Source organism: Streptomyces sp. BBFR25, from assembly GCF_044590125.1.
Classification (GTDB): Bacteria; Actinomycetota; Actinomycetes; order Streptomycetales; family Streptomycetaceae; genus Streptomyces; species Streptomyces canus_D.
The window spans coordinates 3,008,004-3,027,238 of the sequence record NZ_CP172447.1 but is presented as its reverse complement, the minus strand read 5'-3'; the positions used below and the strand labels follow the sequence as shown (position 1 = coordinate 3,027,238).

The 19,235-nt window shown below is 72.2% G+C and carries 13 protein-coding genes; 5 read left to right on the top strand and 8 right to left on the bottom strand.

The features are described from left to right. Positions 1-6: 6 nt before the first annotated feature. Complete coding sequence (gene pepN / locus ACGH52_RS13680; protein WP_121701064.1) at positions 7-2,580, bottom strand: aminopeptidase N; 2,574 nt, start codon at positions 2,578-2,580, stop codon at positions 7-9. Positions 2,581-2,692: 112 nt separating this feature from the next. On the opposite strand from pepN (ACGH52_RS13680), the gene ACGH52_RS13675 reads away from it, so the two are divergent. After that, a complete protein-coding gene (locus tag ACGH52_RS13675) occupies positions 2,693-3,169 on the top strand; it encodes a DUF1203 domain-containing protein (protein WP_399939373.1) in 477 nt (158 codons plus the stop codon). A gap of 25 nt (positions 3,170-3,194) precedes the next feature. Here the strand turns inward: ACGH52_RS13675 and ACGH52_RS13670 are convergent, their stop codons facing one another. Together ACGH52_RS13670 and ACGH52_RS13665 are read right to left on the bottom strand one after the other, a co-directional pair. Further along, positions 3,195-4,442 (bottom strand): TerD family protein, encoded by a 1,248-nt coding sequence (locus ACGH52_RS13670; RefSeq protein WP_399939370.1) that lies wholly within the window; start codon positions 4,440-4,442, stop codon positions 3,195-3,197. 124 nt (positions 4,443-4,566) lie between these two features. After that, the gene (locus ACGH52_RS13665) at positions 4,567-5,586 is read right to left on the bottom strand and encodes an aspartate-semialdehyde dehydrogenase (protein WP_210977994.1); all 1,020 of its coding nucleotides are present in this window, start codon (positions 5,584-5,586) and stop codon (positions 4,567-4,569) included. A 349-nt stretch (positions 5,587-5,935) separates the two neighbouring features. Between ACGH52_RS13665 and ACGH52_RS13660 the strand changes: the two genes are divergently transcribed. Both ACGH52_RS13660 and ACGH52_RS13655 read left to right on the top strand, forming a co-directional pair. Next, positions 5,936-6,472 carry an RNA polymerase sigma factor gene (locus ACGH52_RS13660; RefSeq protein ID WP_076974340.1) on the top strand — a complete coding sequence of 179 codons (537 nt, stop codon included), beginning with the start codon at positions 5,936-5,938 and terminating at the stop codon, positions 6,470-6,472. A 1-nt stretch (position 6,473) separates the two neighbouring features. Further along, complete coding sequence (locus ACGH52_RS13655) at positions 6,474-7,223, top strand: hypothetical protein (RefSeq protein ID WP_399939366.1); 750 nt, start codon at positions 6,474-6,476, stop codon at positions 7,221-7,223. 90 nt (positions 7,224-7,313) lie between these two features. On the opposite strand, the gene ACGH52_RS13650 is transcribed toward ACGH52_RS13655, so the two are convergent. Continuing rightward, entirely contained in the window at positions 7,314-10,610 is a 3,297-nt protein-coding gene (locus tag ACGH52_RS13650; protein WP_121701849.1) for a S8 family serine peptidase, read from the bottom strand. A 335-nt stretch (positions 10,611-10,945) separates the two neighbouring features. On the opposite strand from ACGH52_RS13650, the gene ACGH52_RS13645 reads away from it, so the two are divergent. Next, positions 10,946-12,085, top strand: a complete 1,140-nt coding sequence (locus ACGH52_RS13645; protein ID WP_121701848.1) for a serine hydrolase — start codon at positions 10,946-10,948, stop codon at positions 12,083-12,085. Between the two features lie 22 nt (positions 12,086-12,107). Here the strand turns inward: ACGH52_RS13645 and ACGH52_RS13640 are convergent, their stop codons facing one another. Both ACGH52_RS13640 and pepN (ACGH52_RS13635) read right to left on the bottom strand, forming a co-directional pair. Continuing rightward, on the bottom strand, positions 12,108-13,181 hold the full coding sequence (locus ACGH52_RS13640) for a hypothetical protein (RefSeq protein ID WP_193777579.1): 1,074 nt from the start codon (positions 13,179-13,181) through the stop codon (positions 12,108-12,110). Positions 13,182-13,503: 322 nt separating this feature from the next. After that, positions 13,504-16,077, bottom strand: coding sequence for an aminopeptidase N (pepN, locus tag ACGH52_RS13635; protein WP_399939361.1), 2,574 nt, complete (start codon positions 16,075-16,077; stop codon positions 13,504-13,506). 170 nt (positions 16,078-16,247) lie between these two features. Between pepN (ACGH52_RS13635) and ACGH52_RS13630 the strand changes: the two genes are divergently transcribed. Then, positions 16,248-16,886 (top strand): DsbA family protein, encoded by a 639-nt coding sequence (locus tag ACGH52_RS13630; RefSeq protein WP_193777577.1) that lies wholly within the window; start codon positions 16,248-16,250, stop codon positions 16,884-16,886. Positions 16,887-17,003: 117 nt separating this feature from the next. Here ACGH52_RS13630 and ACGH52_RS13625 read toward each other — a convergent pair whose 3' ends face one another. Together ACGH52_RS13625 and ACGH52_RS13620 are read right to left on the bottom strand one after the other, a co-directional pair. Beyond that, positions 17,004-17,645, bottom strand: a complete 642-nt coding sequence (locus ACGH52_RS13625) for a superoxide dismutase (protein WP_121701845.1) — start codon at positions 17,643-17,645, stop codon at positions 17,004-17,006. A gap of 153 nt (positions 17,646-17,798) precedes the next feature. After that, the gene (locus ACGH52_RS13620) at positions 17,799-19,184 is read right to left on the bottom strand and encodes an amino acid permease (RefSeq protein WP_121701844.1); all 1,386 of its coding nucleotides are present in this window, start codon (positions 19,182-19,184) and stop codon (positions 17,799-17,801) included. Positions 19,185-19,235: the final 51 nt, after the last annotated feature.

Below are 19,235 nucleotides of genomic sequence, written 5' to 3'. Positions count from 1 at the left end.
AACCGCCTACTCGGCCGCCGCCGCGTCCGCCGCCTGGGCCCGCAGGGCGCGCTCGACGCCCGAGCGGGACTCCGAGACCAGTCGGCGCAGGGCCGCGTTCGGCTCGGCGGAGGACAGCCACGCGTCCGTGCGGTCCAGGGTCTCCTGGGACACCTGCACCGCCGGGTACAGGCCGACCGCGATCTGCTGGGCCATCTCGTGCGAACGGGACTCCCAGACGCCCTTCAGCGCCTCGAAGTACCGCTCCGTGTACGACGCCAGCAGTTCGCGCTGGTCGGTCTGGACGAAGCCGGCGATGACCGCCTCCTGGAGGGCGTTCGGCAGCTTGTCGGACTCCACGACCGACTCCCAGGCCTCCGCCTTGGCCGCCTCGGTCGGGCGGGCGGCCCGCGCGGTGGCCGCGTGGCGCTCACCGGCGGCGGTCTTGTCCCGCTCGTACTCGGCCGCGATCTCCGACCCGCCGAACCGGCCCACGGCCGCGAGCCGCTGCACGAACGCCCAGCGCAGCTCCGTGTCGACGGCCAGGCCCTCGATGGTCTGCGTGCCGTCGAGCAGCGCGTCGAGGAGGTCCAGCTGCTCCGGCGTCCTGGCCGTCGCCGCGAACGCCCGCGCCCACGCCAGCTGGTGGTCGCTGCCCGCCTCGGCGGCGCGCAGGTGCGCCAGCGTGGCCTCGGTCCAGCGGGTGAGCAGCGTCTCGCGGGCGGTCGGGGCGGCGTACTGGTCGATGGCCAGCTTCACCTGGCGGTGCAGCGACTGCACGACACCGATGTCGGACTCCTTGCCGATGCCCGACAGGACCAGGGAGAGGTAGTCCCGGGTCGCCAGCTCCGCGTCCCGGGTCATGTCCCACGCCGACGCCCAGCACAGGGCGCGGGGGAGGGACTCCGTGAAGTCGCCCAGGTGCTCGGTGACGACGGCCAGCGACTGCTCGTCCAGGCGGACCTTGGCGTACGACAGGTCGTCGTCGTTCAGGAGCAGCACCGCCGGGCGGGGCTTGCCCACCAGCTGCGGCACGGCCGTCAGTTCACCGTCGACGTCCAGCTCGACGCGCTCCCCGCGCACCAGCTTGCCGGCGCCGTCGAGGTCGTAGGCGCCGATCGCGATGCGGTGCGGGCGCAGCGTCGGCTCGCCCTTGGCACCGGCGGGCAGGGCCGGGGCCTCCTGGCGGACGGCGAAGGAGGTGATGACGCCGTTCGCGTCCGTCTCGATCTCCGGGCGCAGTACGTTGATGCCGGCCGTCTCCAGCCACGCCTTCGACCAGGTCTTCAGGTCGCGGCCGGAGGTCTCCTCCAGCGCGCCCAGCAGGTCGGACAGGCGGGTGTTGCCGAACGCGTGCCGCTTGAAGTACGCCTGCACGCCCTGGAAGAACGCCTCTTCACCGACGTAGGCCACGAGCTGCTTGAGGACGCTGGCGCCCTTGGCGTACGTGATGCCGTCGAAGTTGACGAGCACGTCGTCCAGGTCGCTGATGTCCGCCATGATCGGGTGCGTGGACGGCAGCTGGTCCTGCCGGTACGCCCAGGTCTTCATCTGGTTGGCGAACGTGGTCCACGAGTGCGGCCACTTGGAGCCCGGCGCGGCGGCCTGGCAGGCGGCCTCGGCGTAGGTGGCGAACGACTCGTTCAGCCACAGGTCGTTCCACCACTCCATGGTGACCAGGTCGCCGAACCACATGTGCGCCAGCTCGTGCAGGATCGTCGCGGCCCGCACCTCGTACGCGGCGTCCGTCACCTTGGAGCGGAACACGTACTGGTCCCGGATGGTCACCGCGCCCGCGTTCTCCATCGCGCCCGCGTTGAACTCCGGCACGAAGAGCTGGTCGTACTTCTTGAACGGGTACTGGTAGTCGAACTTCTCCTGGAACCAGTCGAAGCCCTGCCGGGTGACCTCGAAGATGGCGTCCGCGTCGAGGTGCTCGGCGAGCGAGGGGCGGCAGTAGATGCCGAGCGGGACGGACTGGCCGTCCTTCTCGTACACGCTGTGCACCGAGTGGTACGGGCCGACGATCAGCGCCGTGATGTACGACGAGATGCGCGGGGTCGGCTCGAACTCCCAGACGTTGTCCTTCGGCTCGGGCGTCGGCGAGTTGGAGATGACCGTCCAGCCCTCGGGGGCCCTCACGGTGAACTGGAACGTCGCCTTCAGGTCCGGCTGCTCGAAGCTCGCGAAGACGCGGCGCGCGTCCGGCACCTCGAACTGCGTGTACAGGTACGCCTGCTCGTCCACCGGGTCGACGAACCGGTGCAGTCCCTCGCCGGTGTTGGTGTACGCGCAGTCCGCGGCCACGCGCAGGACGTTGCGCCCCGGCAGCAGGCCCGGCAGGGCGATGCGGGAGTCCTGGAACACCTCGGCGGGGTCGAGGGCGTCGCCGTTGAGCGTCACCTCGTGGACCGTCGGCGCGACCAGGTCGATGAAGGACTCGCCGCCGCCCTCGGCGACGTCGAAGCGCACCGTGGTCACGGACCGGTAGGTCCCGCCCTCCTGCGCGCCGGTGAGGTCGAGATCGATCTCGTACGAGTCAACGGTCAGCAGCGTCGCCCGCTGCCGCGCCTCTTCGCGAGTCAGGTTTGTGCCAGGCACGCGGTCATCTCCTCGTTATGTGTGGGTTGCGCCATCCTTCCACGTGACCTGGGCCCAACGCGATGTCCGTTTCCCGCCGGTGCGCGGGCCTCGCGCGCGCGAGCCTGGACCCATGAACGGCTGCACCGCACACCCCGTCCCCCCGGCCACCCTCCAGGACCTGCGCGCCACCGACGACGCGGGCCGCGTCCCCGCGCCCTTCACCGACGACGAGGGCGGCGCGCCCCTGCGCTGCTGCCTGCGCCGCAGTCGCGTCGGCGAGCGCATCGCCCTGGTCTCCTACGCCCCGCTGCGCCGCTGGGCGGCACGCACGGGCGCCGACCCGGGCGCCTACGACGAGCAGGGCCCCGTCTTCGTCCACGCCGAGGAGTGCGCGGGGCCGGAGACGGACGCGCTCCCCTTCACCCACTCGCACCGCGTTCTGCGCCGCTACTCCGCGCACGGGAACATCCTGGGCGGGCGGCTGGTCGAGGACCCCGGCGCCTTCCCACCCGCCCTCCGGGAAGCGTTCGACGACCCGTCCGTGGCGTTCGTCCACGTCCGGGCCGTCGAGTACGGCTGCTTCCTGTACGAGGTGCGTCGCGGCTGAGACCCGCCCGCCTCAGCTACCCGCCTCAGCCGCCCACCCCGAGCCACCACGGGCCGTCGGCCTCGATGCGCAGAATGCCGGGCGCCTGCACGGGAGCCAGTACGTCGAGGCGGCCCACCTCGTTGACGAGGAGGTCCTCCTCGTCGCCCCGCCACTCGGGGTCGTCCGAGGTGAAGTAGTGCCAGACGACGAAGTTGCTCTGTCCCTGGTGGACGAAGGACAGCACGCCCGCGGGACCCTCGTACACCAGCAGGTCCGGACCCCTGCCGTTGAGACTGTGCACCAGGCGCCGGGCGTGGGCGAGCGGCAGCACCCGTAGCGTCCAGGGCGTGTCGGCGCGCACCACCAGGGAGAGCGGGCGGTCCTCGGGGACGGTGGCGAACGTGCGGGCGTGGACCTCGTCCTCGTACGTCGACAGCAGATCCTGGTCGGCGCGTCCGTACGCGTCACAGGAGTCGATGTGCACCGAGATGCTGTCCCTGCACTCGATTTCGACGACCACGCGAGCGCCGGGCGGCAGGTTCGGCGGGCAGGTGACGCGCTCCTTGCCCGAGGCGTGGTGCGTGAACGGCGGGAAGGAGAGCGCCAGCTCCGCCGCCAGGCGGTCGGCGGGCGGGGCCGGGAAGGACGCGGCGACCGGTGCCGCGTGCGGGGGCGCCGCCGGAGGGGCGTAAGAGGGCAAAGGGGCGGGTGGCAGGGGAGGAGGGGGCGCGGGGGCCGGGGCCACGGGCACCGGCTGCGGGTCCTCGGCGACCGAGATGCCGAAGTCCGTGGCGAGCCCGGCGAGACCCGAGGCGTACCCCTGCCCCACCGCGCGGAACTTCCAGCCGCCGTTCCTGCGGTAGAACTCGCCGAAGACGAACGCGGTCTCCGTCGAGGCGTCCCCGATCGTGAAGGACGCGACCTGCTGCCCGTCCGGCAGAGCGACCCGGACATCCAGGAAGGGCACCTGCCCGAACGTTCCTGCGTCGGTGGACGCGGCCACCACGACCCGGTCCATGCCGAGTTCGACGGCCGCGAGGTCCAGCCACAGCCAGTCGGCGCCCGTTCCGTCGGCCCCCTGGCCCTTGCCCAGGTGGCGCACGGCGCCCGACGGGTGCGCCGGCTGGTTGTAGAAGACGAGGTCGGCGTCCGAGCGGACCCGGCCCGTCGCGTCGAGCAGCAGGGCCGAAACGTCCACGTCCGGCACCTGGGCGCCCTGCCGCCAGGTCACCGCCACCTGGAGGCTGGCTGCGGGGACGGGCAGATTGCCGCCCTTCGTCATCACCGTCATGGCGTGATCTTCACATGATCGGCACGACCGGCGGGGCGGATTGCCACACTCCGCATCGAGCGGGCGTCACACGGGAGGGGGCGGCCACCCCGTACCGGGTGACCGCCCCCTGGGAAGCGGTGGACTACTTGGCGGACAGCTCCGCCGCCACCAGCTCCGCGATCTGCACCGCGTTCAGGGCCGCGCCCTTGCGCAGGTTGTCGTTGGAGACGAACAGGGCAAGGCCGTGGTCCACGGTCTCGTCCTGGCGGATACGGCCCACGTACGACGGGTCCTGACCGGCCGCCTCCAGCGGGGTCGGCACCTCGGTGAGCGCCACGCCGGGGGCACCGGCCAGCAGCTCCTTGGCGCGCTCCACGCTGATCGGGCGGGCGAAGCGGGCGTTGATCTGCAGGGAGTGGCCGCTGAAGACGGGCACGCGCACGCAGGTGCCGGACACCTTCAGCTCCGGGATCTCCAGGATCTTGCGGGACTCGTTGCGGAGCTTCTGCTCCTCGTCCGTCTCGTGCAGGCCGTCGTCGACGATGGAGCCGGCCAGCGGCAGCACGTTGTACGCGATCGGCGCCACGTACTTGTCCGGCTTCGGGAACTCCACCGCCGAACCGTCGTGGGTCAGCTTGGGGGCGTCCGCGCCCACCTTCTGGACCTGCTCGAACAGCTCGTCCACCCCGGCCAGGCCGGAACCGGACACGGCCTGGTAGGTGGCGACGACGAGGGCTTCGAGGCCCGCCTCCGCGTGCAGCGGACGCAGCACCGGCATCGCGGCCATCGTGGTGCAGTTCGGGTTGGCGATGATGCCCTTGGGGCGGTCGGCGATCGCGTGCGGGTTCACCTCGGAGACCACCAGGGGCACCTCGGGGTCACGGCGCCAGGCGGAGGAGTTGTCGATCACGACGGCGCCCTGCGAGGCGACCTTTTCGGCCAGCGCCTTGGAGGTGGCGCCGCCCGCCGAGAACAGCACGATGTCGAGCCCGGAGTAGTCGGCGGTGGCCGCGTCCTCCACCGTCACACCGTCCAGCTCCTTGCCGGCGCTGCGGGCCGAGGCGAACAGGCGCAGCTCGGTGACGGGGAAGTCGCGCTCCGTGAGGATCCCGCGCATGACCGTGCCCACCTGACCGGTGGCTCCGACGATTCCGACCCTCACGGTGACTCCTTCTCCGTTTGTGCGCGTGTCTTCACGCGCGCTTTGCTCGGCCGAGACTTTTCCATCATGGGGCGAAGCCCGGTCCGCCTGTCCAATCCTTTGCGCGGTGTGCCCGCACACTGGGACGCGGCGACTCGGACACGGGGTGTCGTCCTTGCGTACGAACCCCTGCTGAGCTGCAGGAATTCCGCCGCCTGGCCCCCGCGCCGCAAGCTCTGCTGTTCCGCCCCTGCCCATCCCTTCCCACCCCACACGACGATGTGACGTACGCCTCGCACCGAAAGGCGTCCGCGCGGGCGAACGTTTCGCACGCCCCGCGCGTCCTAGGGGAAACGTGGCCGGGGGAGGGGTGGCTTTGCTGCGCAGAAAGGCCCGCCGCGGCCAGGGGGACGACGTACGCGAGGACCCCCTGGACGCGGCACAGGAGCGCCGGGTGCGGGCGGTGCTCGCGCTGGGCGGGGTGCCGCAGGCGGACCTGCCGGACGGGGTGCAGCAGGTCCGCCTGCGGCTGCTGGAGCGGACGGCCAGTGGCCGCGAGGCGCCGCGCGACGTGTCCGCCTGGGCGGCCGTCGTCGCCTCCAACCTGGCCATGGACTGGCACCGGGCCAGGCGCCGCCAGGACCGGCTCGGGGAACGCCTGGCCGCGTTGCGCCAGACGGAGCACCCCGGCGACGAGGACGCCAGCGTCCTGTCCCTCGCCGTCGCACAGGGCCTGGACGAGCTGCCGGACGCCCAGCGCCAGGTCCTCGTCCTGCGCTTCTACGCCGATCTGCCGGTGCGCGGCATCGCCGAGGAGCTGGGCATCCCCGAGGGCACGGTCAAGAGCAGGCTGCACACGGCCGTACGGGCCCTGCGCGCCCGCCTGCACGAGGACGAGGTGGTGTGAGATGGCCGCCGAACAGCACCCCGGTGGATACGACGCGCTGATGGCCGCGATCACGGGCGAGCCGCTGCCGCCGGACGCGGGGGCGGACGCCCAGGGCGCGTACCGCTCGGCGTCGGCCGACGTGGCGCTGCTGCGGGAGCAACTGCACCTGCTCGGCGACGCCCTGGGCGACGCCGTCCCGGAAGAGCGCGCGGCGGCGACGGCGGAACCGGCCCGGGTCCCGGCCCCGCGCCGCCGCCCCTTCCGCCTCGCCCTGGGCGTCCTCGCGGCGGCCTGCGCGGGGGTCGTCGTCACGGGCCTGGGCTGGCTGGTCGTGCAGAGCGGCAGCGGCGCCTCCGAGGACGCGGCGAGCGGCAGCGCGGCCGACAAGTCCGCGGCGCGGCCGGACAGCCCCTCCGCGGGCCAGGAGGCCGCCGTGGTCTTCGGCACCCCCCGCTACCTCGCCTGCGCCCGGCTGGTCGCCGAGGGCACGGTGACCGGCGTCGAAGCGGTGCCGGGCACCGCACGGCACCGGATCAAGCTGCGCGTGACGCACGCCTACGCACCCGAGGGGAGCACCACCGGGCCGACGACGACGTTCGTCCTGGACGACGGCCTCGCCACCCTCGCCCCCGGCGACCGGGTCCTCGCCGGGGCCCTCCGGGACCGGCCCACCGCGGACACGGTGATCACCGGCGACCGGAACATCGCCACCGCCCGCACCCGGGTCACCGCCTCCCTCCCCGAGTCCCGGACCCTCACCTGCGACTGACCGCGCCGGACCACACGGAAGGGGCGGGCGCCCGACCCGGCGCGCCCGCCCCCTGGGGCCTGCCGCAGGCCCCGCCCGTACCGCACCGGACTACGGCACGACCTTCCCGATCCGCACGCTGCCGAGGCCCGCGACCGTGCCGTGGGCGTTGACCAGCTGGACCCGGCCGAAGAACTCGCGGCCCTCGGGGGCGGCGGCCAGGGCCGTGACGCTGCCGGAGACCGTCGCCGAGTCGCCCGTGCCGAGCTTCACCGGCGCCGAGCCGTCCACCGTGACCGAGCCGAGGGTGTCGGCGAAGTACACGTCCCGGTAGTCGTACTCCGTGCTGCCCGAGGGCACCGAGTAGCCCACGACCTCGACGGTGTACGTACCGGCGGCCGGCTTCGCGAGGGAGACCGACTCCTCCGAGTCGCCGTCGGCGGACTGGGCGACGACGGCGCCGTTCTCGCCGTAGACCGTCAGGTCCAGGTCGGCGGACGGGTCGGAGACGCCCCCGATGGCGACGTCCAGCGACTCGGCGCCCGCGGGCACCTCGACCGTGGAGGTGGCCGTGTCGCCCTGCCCGATGGCCGGGCGGGACGTCTCGGAGGAGCCGAGCGGGCCGCCGACCAGCTTGCCGTCGAGCGGGGCGTAGCGGTTGGTCACCGTCCAGGAGGCGTCGGCCGGGGTGCCGGCCTCGGCCTCGGGCACCGTGACGACCTCCGGGGCGAAGTCCGCGCCGAGCACGGTGACGTCCAGCGTGTAGGGGTTGTCGAGGAGCGGCGAGGTCCGCCGGGCCTCGACCTCGACCTCCCAGACGCCCGGCTGCGGGTCGGCGTACGAGCGCACGTCGGGGCGGCAGCCGTTGCCGTCGAGGTAGTTGTTGTAGCAGTACGGCGTGGAGGTGTTGTCGACCGGGACGCCGTAGGGGTGGAGGGAGATGAACCGGGTCTGGCTCTTCCCCTCGAGCCCGCCGATCGCCACCTCCAGCGCCTTCGCGCCCTCGGGGACGGTCACGAAGTAGGACGTGGTGGCGTTGCGCTGCACCGAGCCCTTCGCGGAGAAGTCGTACTTCAGCGGGGCGGAGACCACGACCGTGGTCAGGACCTGCTGGTCGACACCCTCGGTGCGCGGGTCGTCCACCTCCAGGATCGCGCTCTTGAGACCGGCGGAGCCGGGCCGCGCCTCGACCTCGACGGTGACCGGCTCGTTCAGCGGCAGCCGCACCTCGTCCCGGCCGACGACGCGGAAGGTGTGCCCCGCGTTGTTCTCGAACTCCAGCTCGTGCCGGACCGCCCGGTCCGGGCCCGAGGTACGCGTGAGCGTGATCTCGTACGTCTTCTTCTGCCCGGCCTTCAGGCCGCCCTCGCGGTCGTAGAGGCCGGTGCCGTATCCCGGGGTCGCCAGGGCCTCGTCGATCGCGGTGTCGACCGGCGCCTTGACCGTGTACTCGTGGGCGTCGGCGCCGCGCCGGATCGACTTCCAGGCGTCGGGGACGTCGATCAGACCCGCGCCCTCCTCGTACGCCTGCACACCCTTGATGTGGTCGGCGGTGGAGGTCAGCGCCGTGCGCAGCTTCGCCGGGGTGAGGTCGATGCGGGCCTGCTTCGCCGCCGACAGGAGCAGCGCCGAGGCGCCGGCGGCCTGCGGGGACGCCATCGAGGTGCCCTGGAGCATGCCGTAGCCGGCGGGCAGGTCGTAGCCCGCCTCGGGGACCGGGGCGCCGGGCATCCAGGTCTGGATGGAGTTGACCGCGGCGCCGGGCGCGGTCAGCGTCGGCGTGAAGCCGCCGTCCTCACGCGGGCCGCGCGAGGAGAACGGCATCATCGCGTACGCGGTCCGCACCGCGGAGCCGTAGTTGGCGGCCCAGGTCTCGCGGGAGATGGAGGCGCCGACCGAGATCACCTTGTCGGCGAGTCCGGGGTCGCCGATGGTGTTGGCGCCGGGGCCCGAGTTGCCCGCGGAGATCACCAGCTGCACGCCGTAGGTGTCGATGAGGCGGGTGTACAGCTCGGCGCGGGCGTTGTTGCCGTCGTTGAGGGCGGGCAGGCCGCCGATCGACATGTTGACGATGTCGACGCCGCGGTCGACGACGAGGTCGATCATGCCCTCGGTGAGCGCGACGTTGGTGCAGCCGCCGCTCCAGGTGCAGGCCCGGGAGGAGACGATCTTCGCGCCGGGCGCGGCGCCGTCCATCCGGCCGCCGAACAGCCCGTTGGCGGCGGCGAGCCCGGCGACGTGCGTGCCGTGCTCGGACTCGATGACGCCGATGTTGACGAAGTCCGCCTTGGCGCCCGCGGAGTTGTGGACGACGTCCTTGCGGACCTCGACCACGAAGGGCTGGCGCTCGGCCACGTCCGTCTTCGGGTCGTCGGTGCCGAAGTACCCGACCTGGAAGCCGTCCTTGTAGGGCTTCATCGGGGTGTCGTCGGAGAAGTCGTGGTTGCCGTTGAGGTCGACGCGGACCGTGCCGGCCCCGGCGTCGTACAGGACGCCCCAGGAGTCGGTGGTGTCGCCGTCCCGGTTGGCGTCGCCCTTGGCGTCACCGCCGGTGGTGTACGACTCCAGGAAGGTGCTGACCCGGTAGGAGCCCGCGGGCGCCGTCCAGGTCTGCCCGCCGTAGGTGAAGGTGGGCCCGGCCACGGAGGTGGTCATCGGACGCCAGGTGCGGTCGCCGTCGACGACCGGGTCGGTCGCGGTGACCCAGTCGACGATCTTGCGCTCGCCGGTGGTGGTCTTCTGCAGCGCCGGGTGGCCGAGGTCGACGCCCGAGTCGAGGATGCCGATGGTGACACCGCGGCCGTCCGACTTCGGGTTCTTCTTCACGAAGTCGACGGCGCCCGTCTCGAAGGACGGGTTGTACGGGTTCTTCGCCGGGGTCCAGCGGTTCGGCGCCGGGTAGGAACGGCCCTGGTGCGAGGCGCCCTCGGCCGTGTCCGCGCTCGGCGTCGGGTCGTCCAGCGGGATCTCGTCGCGCAGGTCGATGCCGTTCACGGAGGAGAGCTTCGCGGCGGCGGCGATGGCCGAGTCCGCCTTGGCGGTGGGCACGGTGGCGCGTACGTAGCCCAGCTCGTCGTAGGTGCGGCCGACGGTGCCGCCGGCGACCGCGTCCAGCTCCTTGGCCACCTGCTCGGTCCGGCCCGGCGCGGTGGCGACCATCATCGTGACGTTCTTCTCGCCGTCGGCCTTCGCCTCCGCGAGCAGGTCCGCGTCGTGGGAACCGAGCTTGTCGTGCGCGGACTTGACGGTGGCGTCGACGGGAGGCGCGGTCGTCGCCGGGCCGTCGGCGGCGAGGGCCGCGGGCACGGGCCCGACGGCGGCGAGCGCCGCGGCGAGGCCCGTGGCCACGGCCAGGCGGGCCGCGCGTCTCGCGCCCGGTATCGGTTCGCGCTGGGGGCTGTTGGTCATCGGCATCCCTTGGGGTGAAGGAACGAGCGGCACGACCGAGGCCGACCGGCCCTGGCCGAGACAGTCCGGAATCCGATCCCGGACGACCGCTCAGCTTTACTCAAGGGATCACTGATTGGGGAGAGTTGTTCGGGACGGGAAGAGGGCATGGCGTAATTCCGCCATACGCCATCGGGGACACATGGGACGGCCGGTGACAATCCCATGGCCCGCACTGCACCGACACGGGTGAAAAGGGGCCGAATCATGTTCAACCCTCGCGGACCACGGCAACCTTCATCCGGTCGGTGCGGTCTCTCCCGGGACCGAGCAGTACCGAGAAATGGGGGGAAGACATGACCGTACGCGTACGGACCGCCGTGCTCGCGGCCACCGCCCTGGCCCTGTCGGCGTCCGTCGCGGGCCCCGCCGTGGCCGCGCCCGCCGCCACCGGCGGCCACGACGCGACCCGCCGGGCAGTCGAGGCCGCCGTCGAGGACGGAGTGCCCGGCGTCACGGCGACCGCCCGCGACGGCCGCGGCACCTGGTCCACGGTCGCCGGGGTGGGCGATCTGCGCACCGGCGAGCCGCGCTCCGCGCAGGACCGCTACCGGGTCGGCAGCATCACCAAGACCTTCGTCGCCACCGTGCTGCTCCAACTGGAGGCCGAGGACCGGCTCTCGCTCGACGACACGGTGGACCAGTGGCTGCCGGGCCTGGTCGCGGGCCACGGCCACGACGGCGGCCGGATCACCCTGCGCCAACTCCTGAACCACACCAGCGGCGTCTACGACTACACGTCCGACGAGGGGTTCGTCCGCGACCACTTCCTCAAGGACGGCTTCTTCGAGCACCGCCACGACACGGTGACACCGCGCGAGCTGGTCGCGATCGCCATGGCCCACGAGCCGGACTTCGCCCCCGGCGCTTCCTGGAACTACTCCAACACCAACTACGTCCTGGCCGGCCTGGTGATCGAGGAGGCCACCGGCCGCCCGTACGGCGAGGAGGTGCGCCGCCGGATCGTCCAGCCGCTCGGGCTGCGCGCCACCTCCTTCCCGGGCACCCGCACCGGCCTGCCCCGCCCCAGCAGCCGGGCCTACTCCAAGCTCGCCCCGACGGCGACCGGCCCGACGTACGACGTCACGCGGCTCAACCCGTCCATCGCCGGCGCGTCGGGCGAGGCGGTCTCCAGCTCGGCCGACCTGAACCGCTTCTACACCGCCCTGTTCCGCGGCCGGCTGCTGCCCGCGAAGCAGCTGGCCGAGATGACGACCACCGTCCCGGCGAGGGACGGCGCCGAGTACGGCCTCGGACTGATCAAGCGGGAACTCGACTGCGGGGTGACCGTCTGGGGGCACGCCGGCGGCATCCACGGCTCCTCATCGGAGGCGGTGGCGACCAGGGACGGCCGGCACGCGCTCGCCTTCAACTTCAACGGCGACTGGTCCGGCGACGGCGAGGCCGTGATCGAGGCGGAGTTCTGCGCCGGGTGACCCGGGGCGGGTCCGGCACCTCCTAGCGGGGCAGCACCACGACATACGCCGCGGGCTCCCGGTCCCCGGCCGCCATCAGCGCCGTACGCACCACGGCCGCCTGGTGCTCCGGGCAGTCCCGCACCTTGCGCGGGGTGAGGTGCACGACCGTGATCCCCAGCCGCTCCAGGTGCTCGCGCTTGCGGGCGTGCTCCGCCCAGGCGGCGTCGTCCTCCTGCTGCCGGTGCGCCCGGGTGTCCAGCTCCAGCGCCACCGCGTGCTCGGGCCAGAACGCGTCCACGCCGCCCAGGTGGGGGCCGCCGGGCAGGCGCAGGTCGACGTTCCAGACCGGCTCGGGCAGGGCGTGCTCGCGCACCATCCGGTACAGCCGCTGCTCGGCCAGCGCCCGCCCCTCGGCGACCAGCGAGTCCACCGCGTCCACCACGTGCGGGCGGCTGAGCAGCCGGGCCCGGTTCAGCTCCCGTACCACCGCGGCCGGTTCGCAGTGCCCGCCGCGCACCGCCTCCGTCAGCAGCCTGCGCACCGTGCCCGGGTCGGTCAGCTCCGCCACGGCGTCCGCCAGGGCCCGCGCCACCGGTGCCACCGGGACCCCGGTCAGCTCCACGGCGGTCGGCAGCGCGGTCGTGCGGACGACACGCGCACAGCCGGTCGTGCGCAGCCGGCGCAGCCGCGGGACCAGGACGTCGATGGCGTCCAGGGACGACAGCGGTGGAGCGGCGGAGAAGCCGTGCAGCGTCAGCGCGGCCAGACCGGTGATCATCGCCTCCGCGTACGCGGGCACCGGTGCCTGCTCCCCGCCCGGCTGGACCGGCACGGAGGCGGTCACGCCGGTCGCCGTCCCGGCGGCGGTGCGGTCCCGCGCCGCGTAGAGCAGCACCGCGTGCAGGCGCTCGTCGCTGGTCGGCGGGCCCGGATGCAGCAGGACGATGTTCGGCAGGAGTTGCTGCCAGGGGCCGCCGGGCCGGCACTGCTCGTTGGTCTCCGCGGCGGAGACACCGTGCGCCCGCAACTGGGCGGCCGTCATCAGCCGACGCCGGCCGACGGCCAGTTCGTGCAGCGGGCGGGGGCGGGGGGAGAGCGGGGTGTTGTGCGTCATGACCAGCAATTTCCCGCGCCCGATCCGCCCCTTAACCCCTGTTACACGCCCATCACCGAACCGGGACAACCCCGAACTAAAGGACGCGTGTTCGGATGCCGAAACCCCTGGTCCGAACGGGTGGGACCAGGGGTTACGGCTGCCAGCGCACGCATCTTGTAACGATGACGGAACGCCAATTCATTGGCCAAAGGTACGGCACTCATGCCACGCCGGGCGGGGCATGCGCCTTAAAGGGGCGCGGGGCTGTATCAATGTGCGGCTCCGCCGCGTGAGCGCGACCAGCCACAACGAAGCCGCACCCGACGAACAACCGAACCTCCTACGCACCCCCGTCGCAAGCCTGCGCACGCAAAGCCCGCGCCAGATCGTCCCGAGCCTCCAGCACCAGCCTCCGCAACGCCGGCGCCGCCCCCTCGTGCGCCGCCAGCCACGCGTCGGTCGCGTCCAGCGTCTCCCGGGAGTCCCGCAGCGACGGGAACAGGCCCCGGACCACGTCCATCCCGATCTGGATGGACCGCTCGGCCCACACCCGCTCGATCGCCGCGAAGTACTTCTCGGTGTACGGCGCGAGCAACTCCCGCTGCGAGGGCTGCGCGAACCCGGCGATGGTCGCCTCCACCAGGGCGTTGGACAGCTTGTCCGACTCGACGACCTGCGCCCAGGCCTGCGCCTTGACCACCTCGGACGGCCGCGAGGCCAGGCAGCGCACCTGGTGCCGCTTGCCGGAGGCCGTGTCGTCGCGGGCCAGTTCGGTGGCCAGGACGGCCTCGTCGGCCACGCCGTGGGCGGCCAGCGGGGCGAGGAAGACCCAGCGCAGCTCCTGGTCGACGTCCAGGCCGTCGATCTTCTCCGTGCCGTCCAGCAGCCCCCGGAGCAGCGCCAGGTCCCCCTCCTCGGAGGCCACCGACGCGAAGAACCGCGCCCACGCCAGCTGCTGCTCGCTGCCCGGCGCCGCGTCCCGCAGCTCGCGCAGCGCACCCTCGGCGAGGAGCCGCCCGCCGGTCTCCCGCCAGTCGGGGGCGGCGTAGTGCACCAGCGCCGAGCCGGTCCAGGCGTGCAGCATCTGCAGGACGCCGATGTCGGACTCGCGCCCCGCGAAGCGCAGCACCAGCGCCGCGAAGTCCCGCGCCGGAAGCAGCGCGTCCCGCGTCATGTTCCACAGCGCCGACCAGCACAGGGCGCGCGCCAGCGGGTCGGTCAGGGCGCCCAGGTGCTCGCGCAGCGTCGCCAGCGAGGTGGCGTCGAAGCGCGTCTTGCAGTACGTGAGGTCGTCGTCGTTGACCAGGACCAGCTCGGGCGCCTGGGCACCGGCCAGCTCCGCGACCACCGTGCGCGGCCCCTCGACGTCCACCTCGGCGCGCGCGTACCGCTCCAGCGCGCCCTCGGCCGTACGCCGGTACAGGCCCACCGCGACGCGGTGCGGGCGCAGTTCGGGATGTGACTCCGCCGCCTCCTGCACCACGGCCAGTTCGTCGACGGTGCCCGCCGCGCTCAGCAGCACCTGCGGGGTCAGCGAGTTGACGCCCGCCGTCTGCAGCCAGGAACGCGACCACGCCGCCATGTCCCGCCCGCTGGTCTCCTCCAGGACCGACAGCAGATCGCCCAGCCGGGTGTTGCCGTACGCGTGCCGCTTGAAGTAGCGCCGCGCGCCCTCCAGGAACGCGTCCTGCCCGACGTACGCCACCAGCTGCTTCAGCGCCGAGGCACCCTTGGCGTAGGTGATGCCGTCGAAGTTGAGCTTGGCGTCCTCCAGGTCACGGATGTCGGCCGTGATCGGGTGGGTGGAGGGGAGCTGGTCGGCGCGGTAGGCCCACGCCTTGCGGCGGTTGGCGAAGGTGATCCAGGCGTCCTTGAAGCGGGTCGCGCCGACGTTCGCGAAGGCGCCCATGAAGTCGGCGAAGGACTCCTTCAGCCACAGGTCGTCCCACCACTCCATGGTGACCAGGTCGCCGAACCACATGTGCGCCATCTCGTGCAGGATCGTGTTGGCGCGGCCCTCGTACGACGCCCGCGTCACCTTCCCGCGGAAGATGTACTCCTCCCGGAAGGTCACCATCCCCGGGTTCTCCATCGCGCCGAGGTTGTACTCGGGCACGAACGCCTGGTCGTACTTCCCGAAGGGGTACGGGTAGTCGAAGTGGTCGTGGAAGAAGTCCAGGCCCTGCTTGGTGATCAGGAAGACGTCGTCGGCGTCGAAGTGCGGGGCCAGCCCCTTGCGGCACAGGGCGCCGAGCGGGATCTCCAGCCGGGTGCCGTCCTCGAGGACGCGCTCGTAGGAGTCGGTCACGTAGTGGTAGGGACCGGCCACGACACAGGTGATGTACGTCGAGATCGGCTTCGTCTCCGCGAACCGCCACACCCCGTCGGCGCGCTCACCCGCGCCGTTGGACCACACCGTCCACTCCTCGGGCGCGCGCACCTCGAAGCGGAAGGGCGCCTTGAGGTCCGGCTGCTCGAAGTTGGCGAAGACCCGGCGCGAGTCGGCCGGCTCGTATTGGGTGTACAGGTACACCTCGCCGTCCTCGGGGTCGACGAAGCGGTGCAGCCCCTCGCCGGTGCGGGAGTAGGCGCACTGGGCGTCGACCACCAGCTCGTTGTCGGCGGCCAGGTCCTCCAGGGCGATCCGGGAGCCGTCGAAGACCTCGCTCGGGTCGAGGTCGCGGCCGTTCAGGGAGACGGCGGTGACGCTCGGCGCGATCAGGTCGGCGAAGCTGCTCGCGCCGGGCTCGTTGCAGCGGAAGCGGATCGTGGTGACGGACCGGAACGTGCGCGGCCCCTCGCCCTGCGCGGCACCGACGGCCGAGCGCACGTCGAGGGACACCTCGTACCCGTCGACGGACAGCAGGGCGGCCCGCTCCCGGGCCTCGTCGCGGGACAGATTCTCACCGGGCACGGGCGGCACTCCCTCGGATGGTGTTCGGTCTATGCGTGTGACGTGGTGTTCAGTATGCGGACAGCACCGATCCTGCCATGCGGCCCTGACGCACGGCAGCCGGGAATGGGTGGGCCGGGCGGCCGGTTGCCCGGAGAAACGCTCGCACGCGGAGCCTCATGAGGAGAGACATGTCGGAGAAGACGCCCGTCGACTTCTGGTTCGACCCCCTGTGCCCCTGGGCCTGGATGACCTCCCGCTGGGTCCTGGAGGTGGAGAAGGTCAGGGACATCGAGGTCCGCTGGCACGTGATGAGCCTGGCCGTCCTCAACGAGGACAAGCTCGACGAGCTGCCCGCGGACTACCGCGAGCTGCTGGAGGTCAAGGCCTGGGGCCCGGTCCGCGTCGTCATCGCGGCCCAGGAGGAGCACGGCGCCGAGGTGCTCGGCGACCTCTACACGGCGCTCGGCACCCGCATCCACAACCAGGAGGAGGGGCCGGGCCGGGAGACGGTCGCCGCCGCCCTGAAGGACGTCGGCCTGCCCGAGTCCCTCATGGACCACTGGGACGACACCCCCTACGAGCCCCAGCTGCGCGCCTCCCACAAGGAGGGCATCGACAAGGTCGGCCAGGAGGTCGGCACCCCGGTGATCGCGGTACCCGGCGCCGACGGCGAGCAGATCGCCTTCTTCGGTCCGGTCGTCACCCCCGCCCCCAAGGGCGAGGACGCCGCCAGGCTCTGGGACGGCACCCTCGCCGTGGCGTCCGTGCCGGGCTTCTACGAGATCAAGCGGACCCGCACCAAGGAGCCGGACTTCAGCAACCTGTAGGACCCCCGCACACAGGAAGCCCCCGCGAGTCACGCCCTCGCGGGGGCTTCCCTCATTCCGCCCGCCCGGCGAAGGTTGAGAAGACGATCACGAGGCGGGACGACCGGGGGCCGGCTCTCAGGGCGCCAGCAGCAGCGTGTTGGTCCGGGACTTGGCGGCCGCGTAGCGCTTGGCGACGTCCTGCCAGTTGACGACGGCCCACATGGCCTCGATGAAGTCGACCTTCTGGTTCTTGTACTGCAGGTAGAAGGCGTGCTCCCAGGCGTCGAAGACCAGGATCGGGGTGGAGCCCTGGCCGACGTTGCCCTGGTGGTCGTAGATCTGCTCGACGATCAGCCGGCCGCTCAGCGGCTCGTAGGCCAGCACGCCCCAGCCCGAGCCCTGGGTGGTCGCGGCGGCCTTGGTGAGCTGCGCCTTGAACCCGGCGAAGGAGCCGAAGGACTCGGCGATCGCGTCGGCCAGTTCGCCCACGCCGTCCTTGTCCAGGGGCTCGCCGCCGCCGTCGCCGGTCATGTTGTGCCAGTAGATCGAGTGCAGGATGTGGCCGGAGAGGTGGAAGGCCAGGTTCTTCTCCAGGCCGTTGATCGAGCCCCACGTCTCCTTGTCCCGCGCCTCGGCAAGCTGCTCCAGCGTGTCATTGGCGCCCTTGACGTACGCGGCGTGGTGCTTGTCGTGGTGCAGCTCGATGATCTCGGGGCTGATCACGGGGGCCAGCGCGGAGTAGTCGTACGGCAGTTCAGGAAGTGAGTAGACGGACATGGCGGATCCCCTCCGACCTCTTATTGCAAAAGGCTTGCAAGTGCACGCTAGCAGCAAGAGTCCACGGAGGGACGGAGGGGCGTGCCGACGCGCACGCGAAAGGGCCCCCGCACGCGTTCGTGCGGAGGCCCTCGGGAGAGACCGGGCGCCCGGCTAACCGCGGGCGGTCGCCCGGCGCTGCCGGAGGTAGCCCACGGCGGCCAGGGCCAGCGTCATCGCGCCCGTCGAGTACAGCTGCACCCGGGTGTCCGGCTCGCGGGCCATCAGCACGAACACCGCGGCCATGCCCGCCAGCGCCACCCAGGTCAGCCACGGGAAGCCCCACATGCGCACGACCAGCTTCTCGGGCGCCTCCCGCTCCAGGCGGCGGCGCAGCCGCAGCTGTGAGGCGGCGATGAAGATCCAGACGACCAGGATGACCGCGCCGATCATGTTCAGCAGCCAGGAGAAGACGTCGTCCGGCCGCCAGTAGCTGAGCAGCACGCAGCCGAAGCCGAAGAGGGAGGAGACCAGCACCGCGATCCGCGGCACCCCGCCCGACACCCGGCCGAGCGCCCTCGGGCCCTGGCCGCGCTCGACCAGCGAGTAGCCGATGCGGGAGGCCCCGTAGATGTTGGCGTTCATCGCGCTCAGCAGCGCGACCAGCACGACGACGTTCATGAGCTGCCCGGCGCCGGGAATGCCGAGTTCGTCGAGGGCGGCGACGTACGGGCCCTTCTCCACGACCTCCTTGGAGTCCCACGGGACCAGCGTCACGATGACCGCCATCGAGCCGATGTAGAACAGCGCGATGCGCCACATCGCCGTCCGTACGGCGCTCGCCACGCCCTTGACCGGGTTCTCCGACTCGGCCGCCGCGATGGTGACCGTCTCCAGGCCGCCGTAGGCGAACACCGAGGCGAGCAGGCCGATGATCAGGCCGTTGCCGCCGTTCGGCAGGAAGTCGCCCAGGTGGGAGGTGCCGGGGGAGTCGGTGCCCGGCAGGACGCCGCAGATCGCCAGCACGCCCAGCACCAGGAACAGCGAGATCGCGCCGACCTTGAGGGCGGCGAACCAGAACTCGAACTCGCCGAAGTTCTTCACGGCGGCCAGGTTCGTCCCGCAGAACACCACCATGAACAGCGCCACCCACGCCCACTCGGGCGTGCCCGGCAGCCAGCCGTGCACGATCTGCGCGGCGCCGATGCCCTCCAGGCCGACGGCCGTGCACAGCAGCACCCAGAACGCCCAGCCCGCGGTGAACCCGGCCCAGGGGCCGATCGCCCGCTCGGCGTGCGCGGAGAAGGAACCGGAGGACGGATACGCGGCGGACATCTCGCCCAGCATCCGCATCACCAGCATCACCAGGAGGCCGGAGAGGGTGTAGGCGACGACGATCGAGGGCCCGGCGGCGGCGATACCGGCGCCCGAGCCGACGAACAGCCCGGCGCCGATCACCCCGCCGAGGGCGATCATCGACAGATGGCGCTGCTTGAGGCCGTGGGAGAGGGAGGAGTCCACCGGCTGCCGGGGCGCCTCGGTGGTGGTGCTGTTGGACATGGAGCGGCTCGTCCAATGCGTGGGGGGACGGGGGCAGGGCAAAAGCGCCCA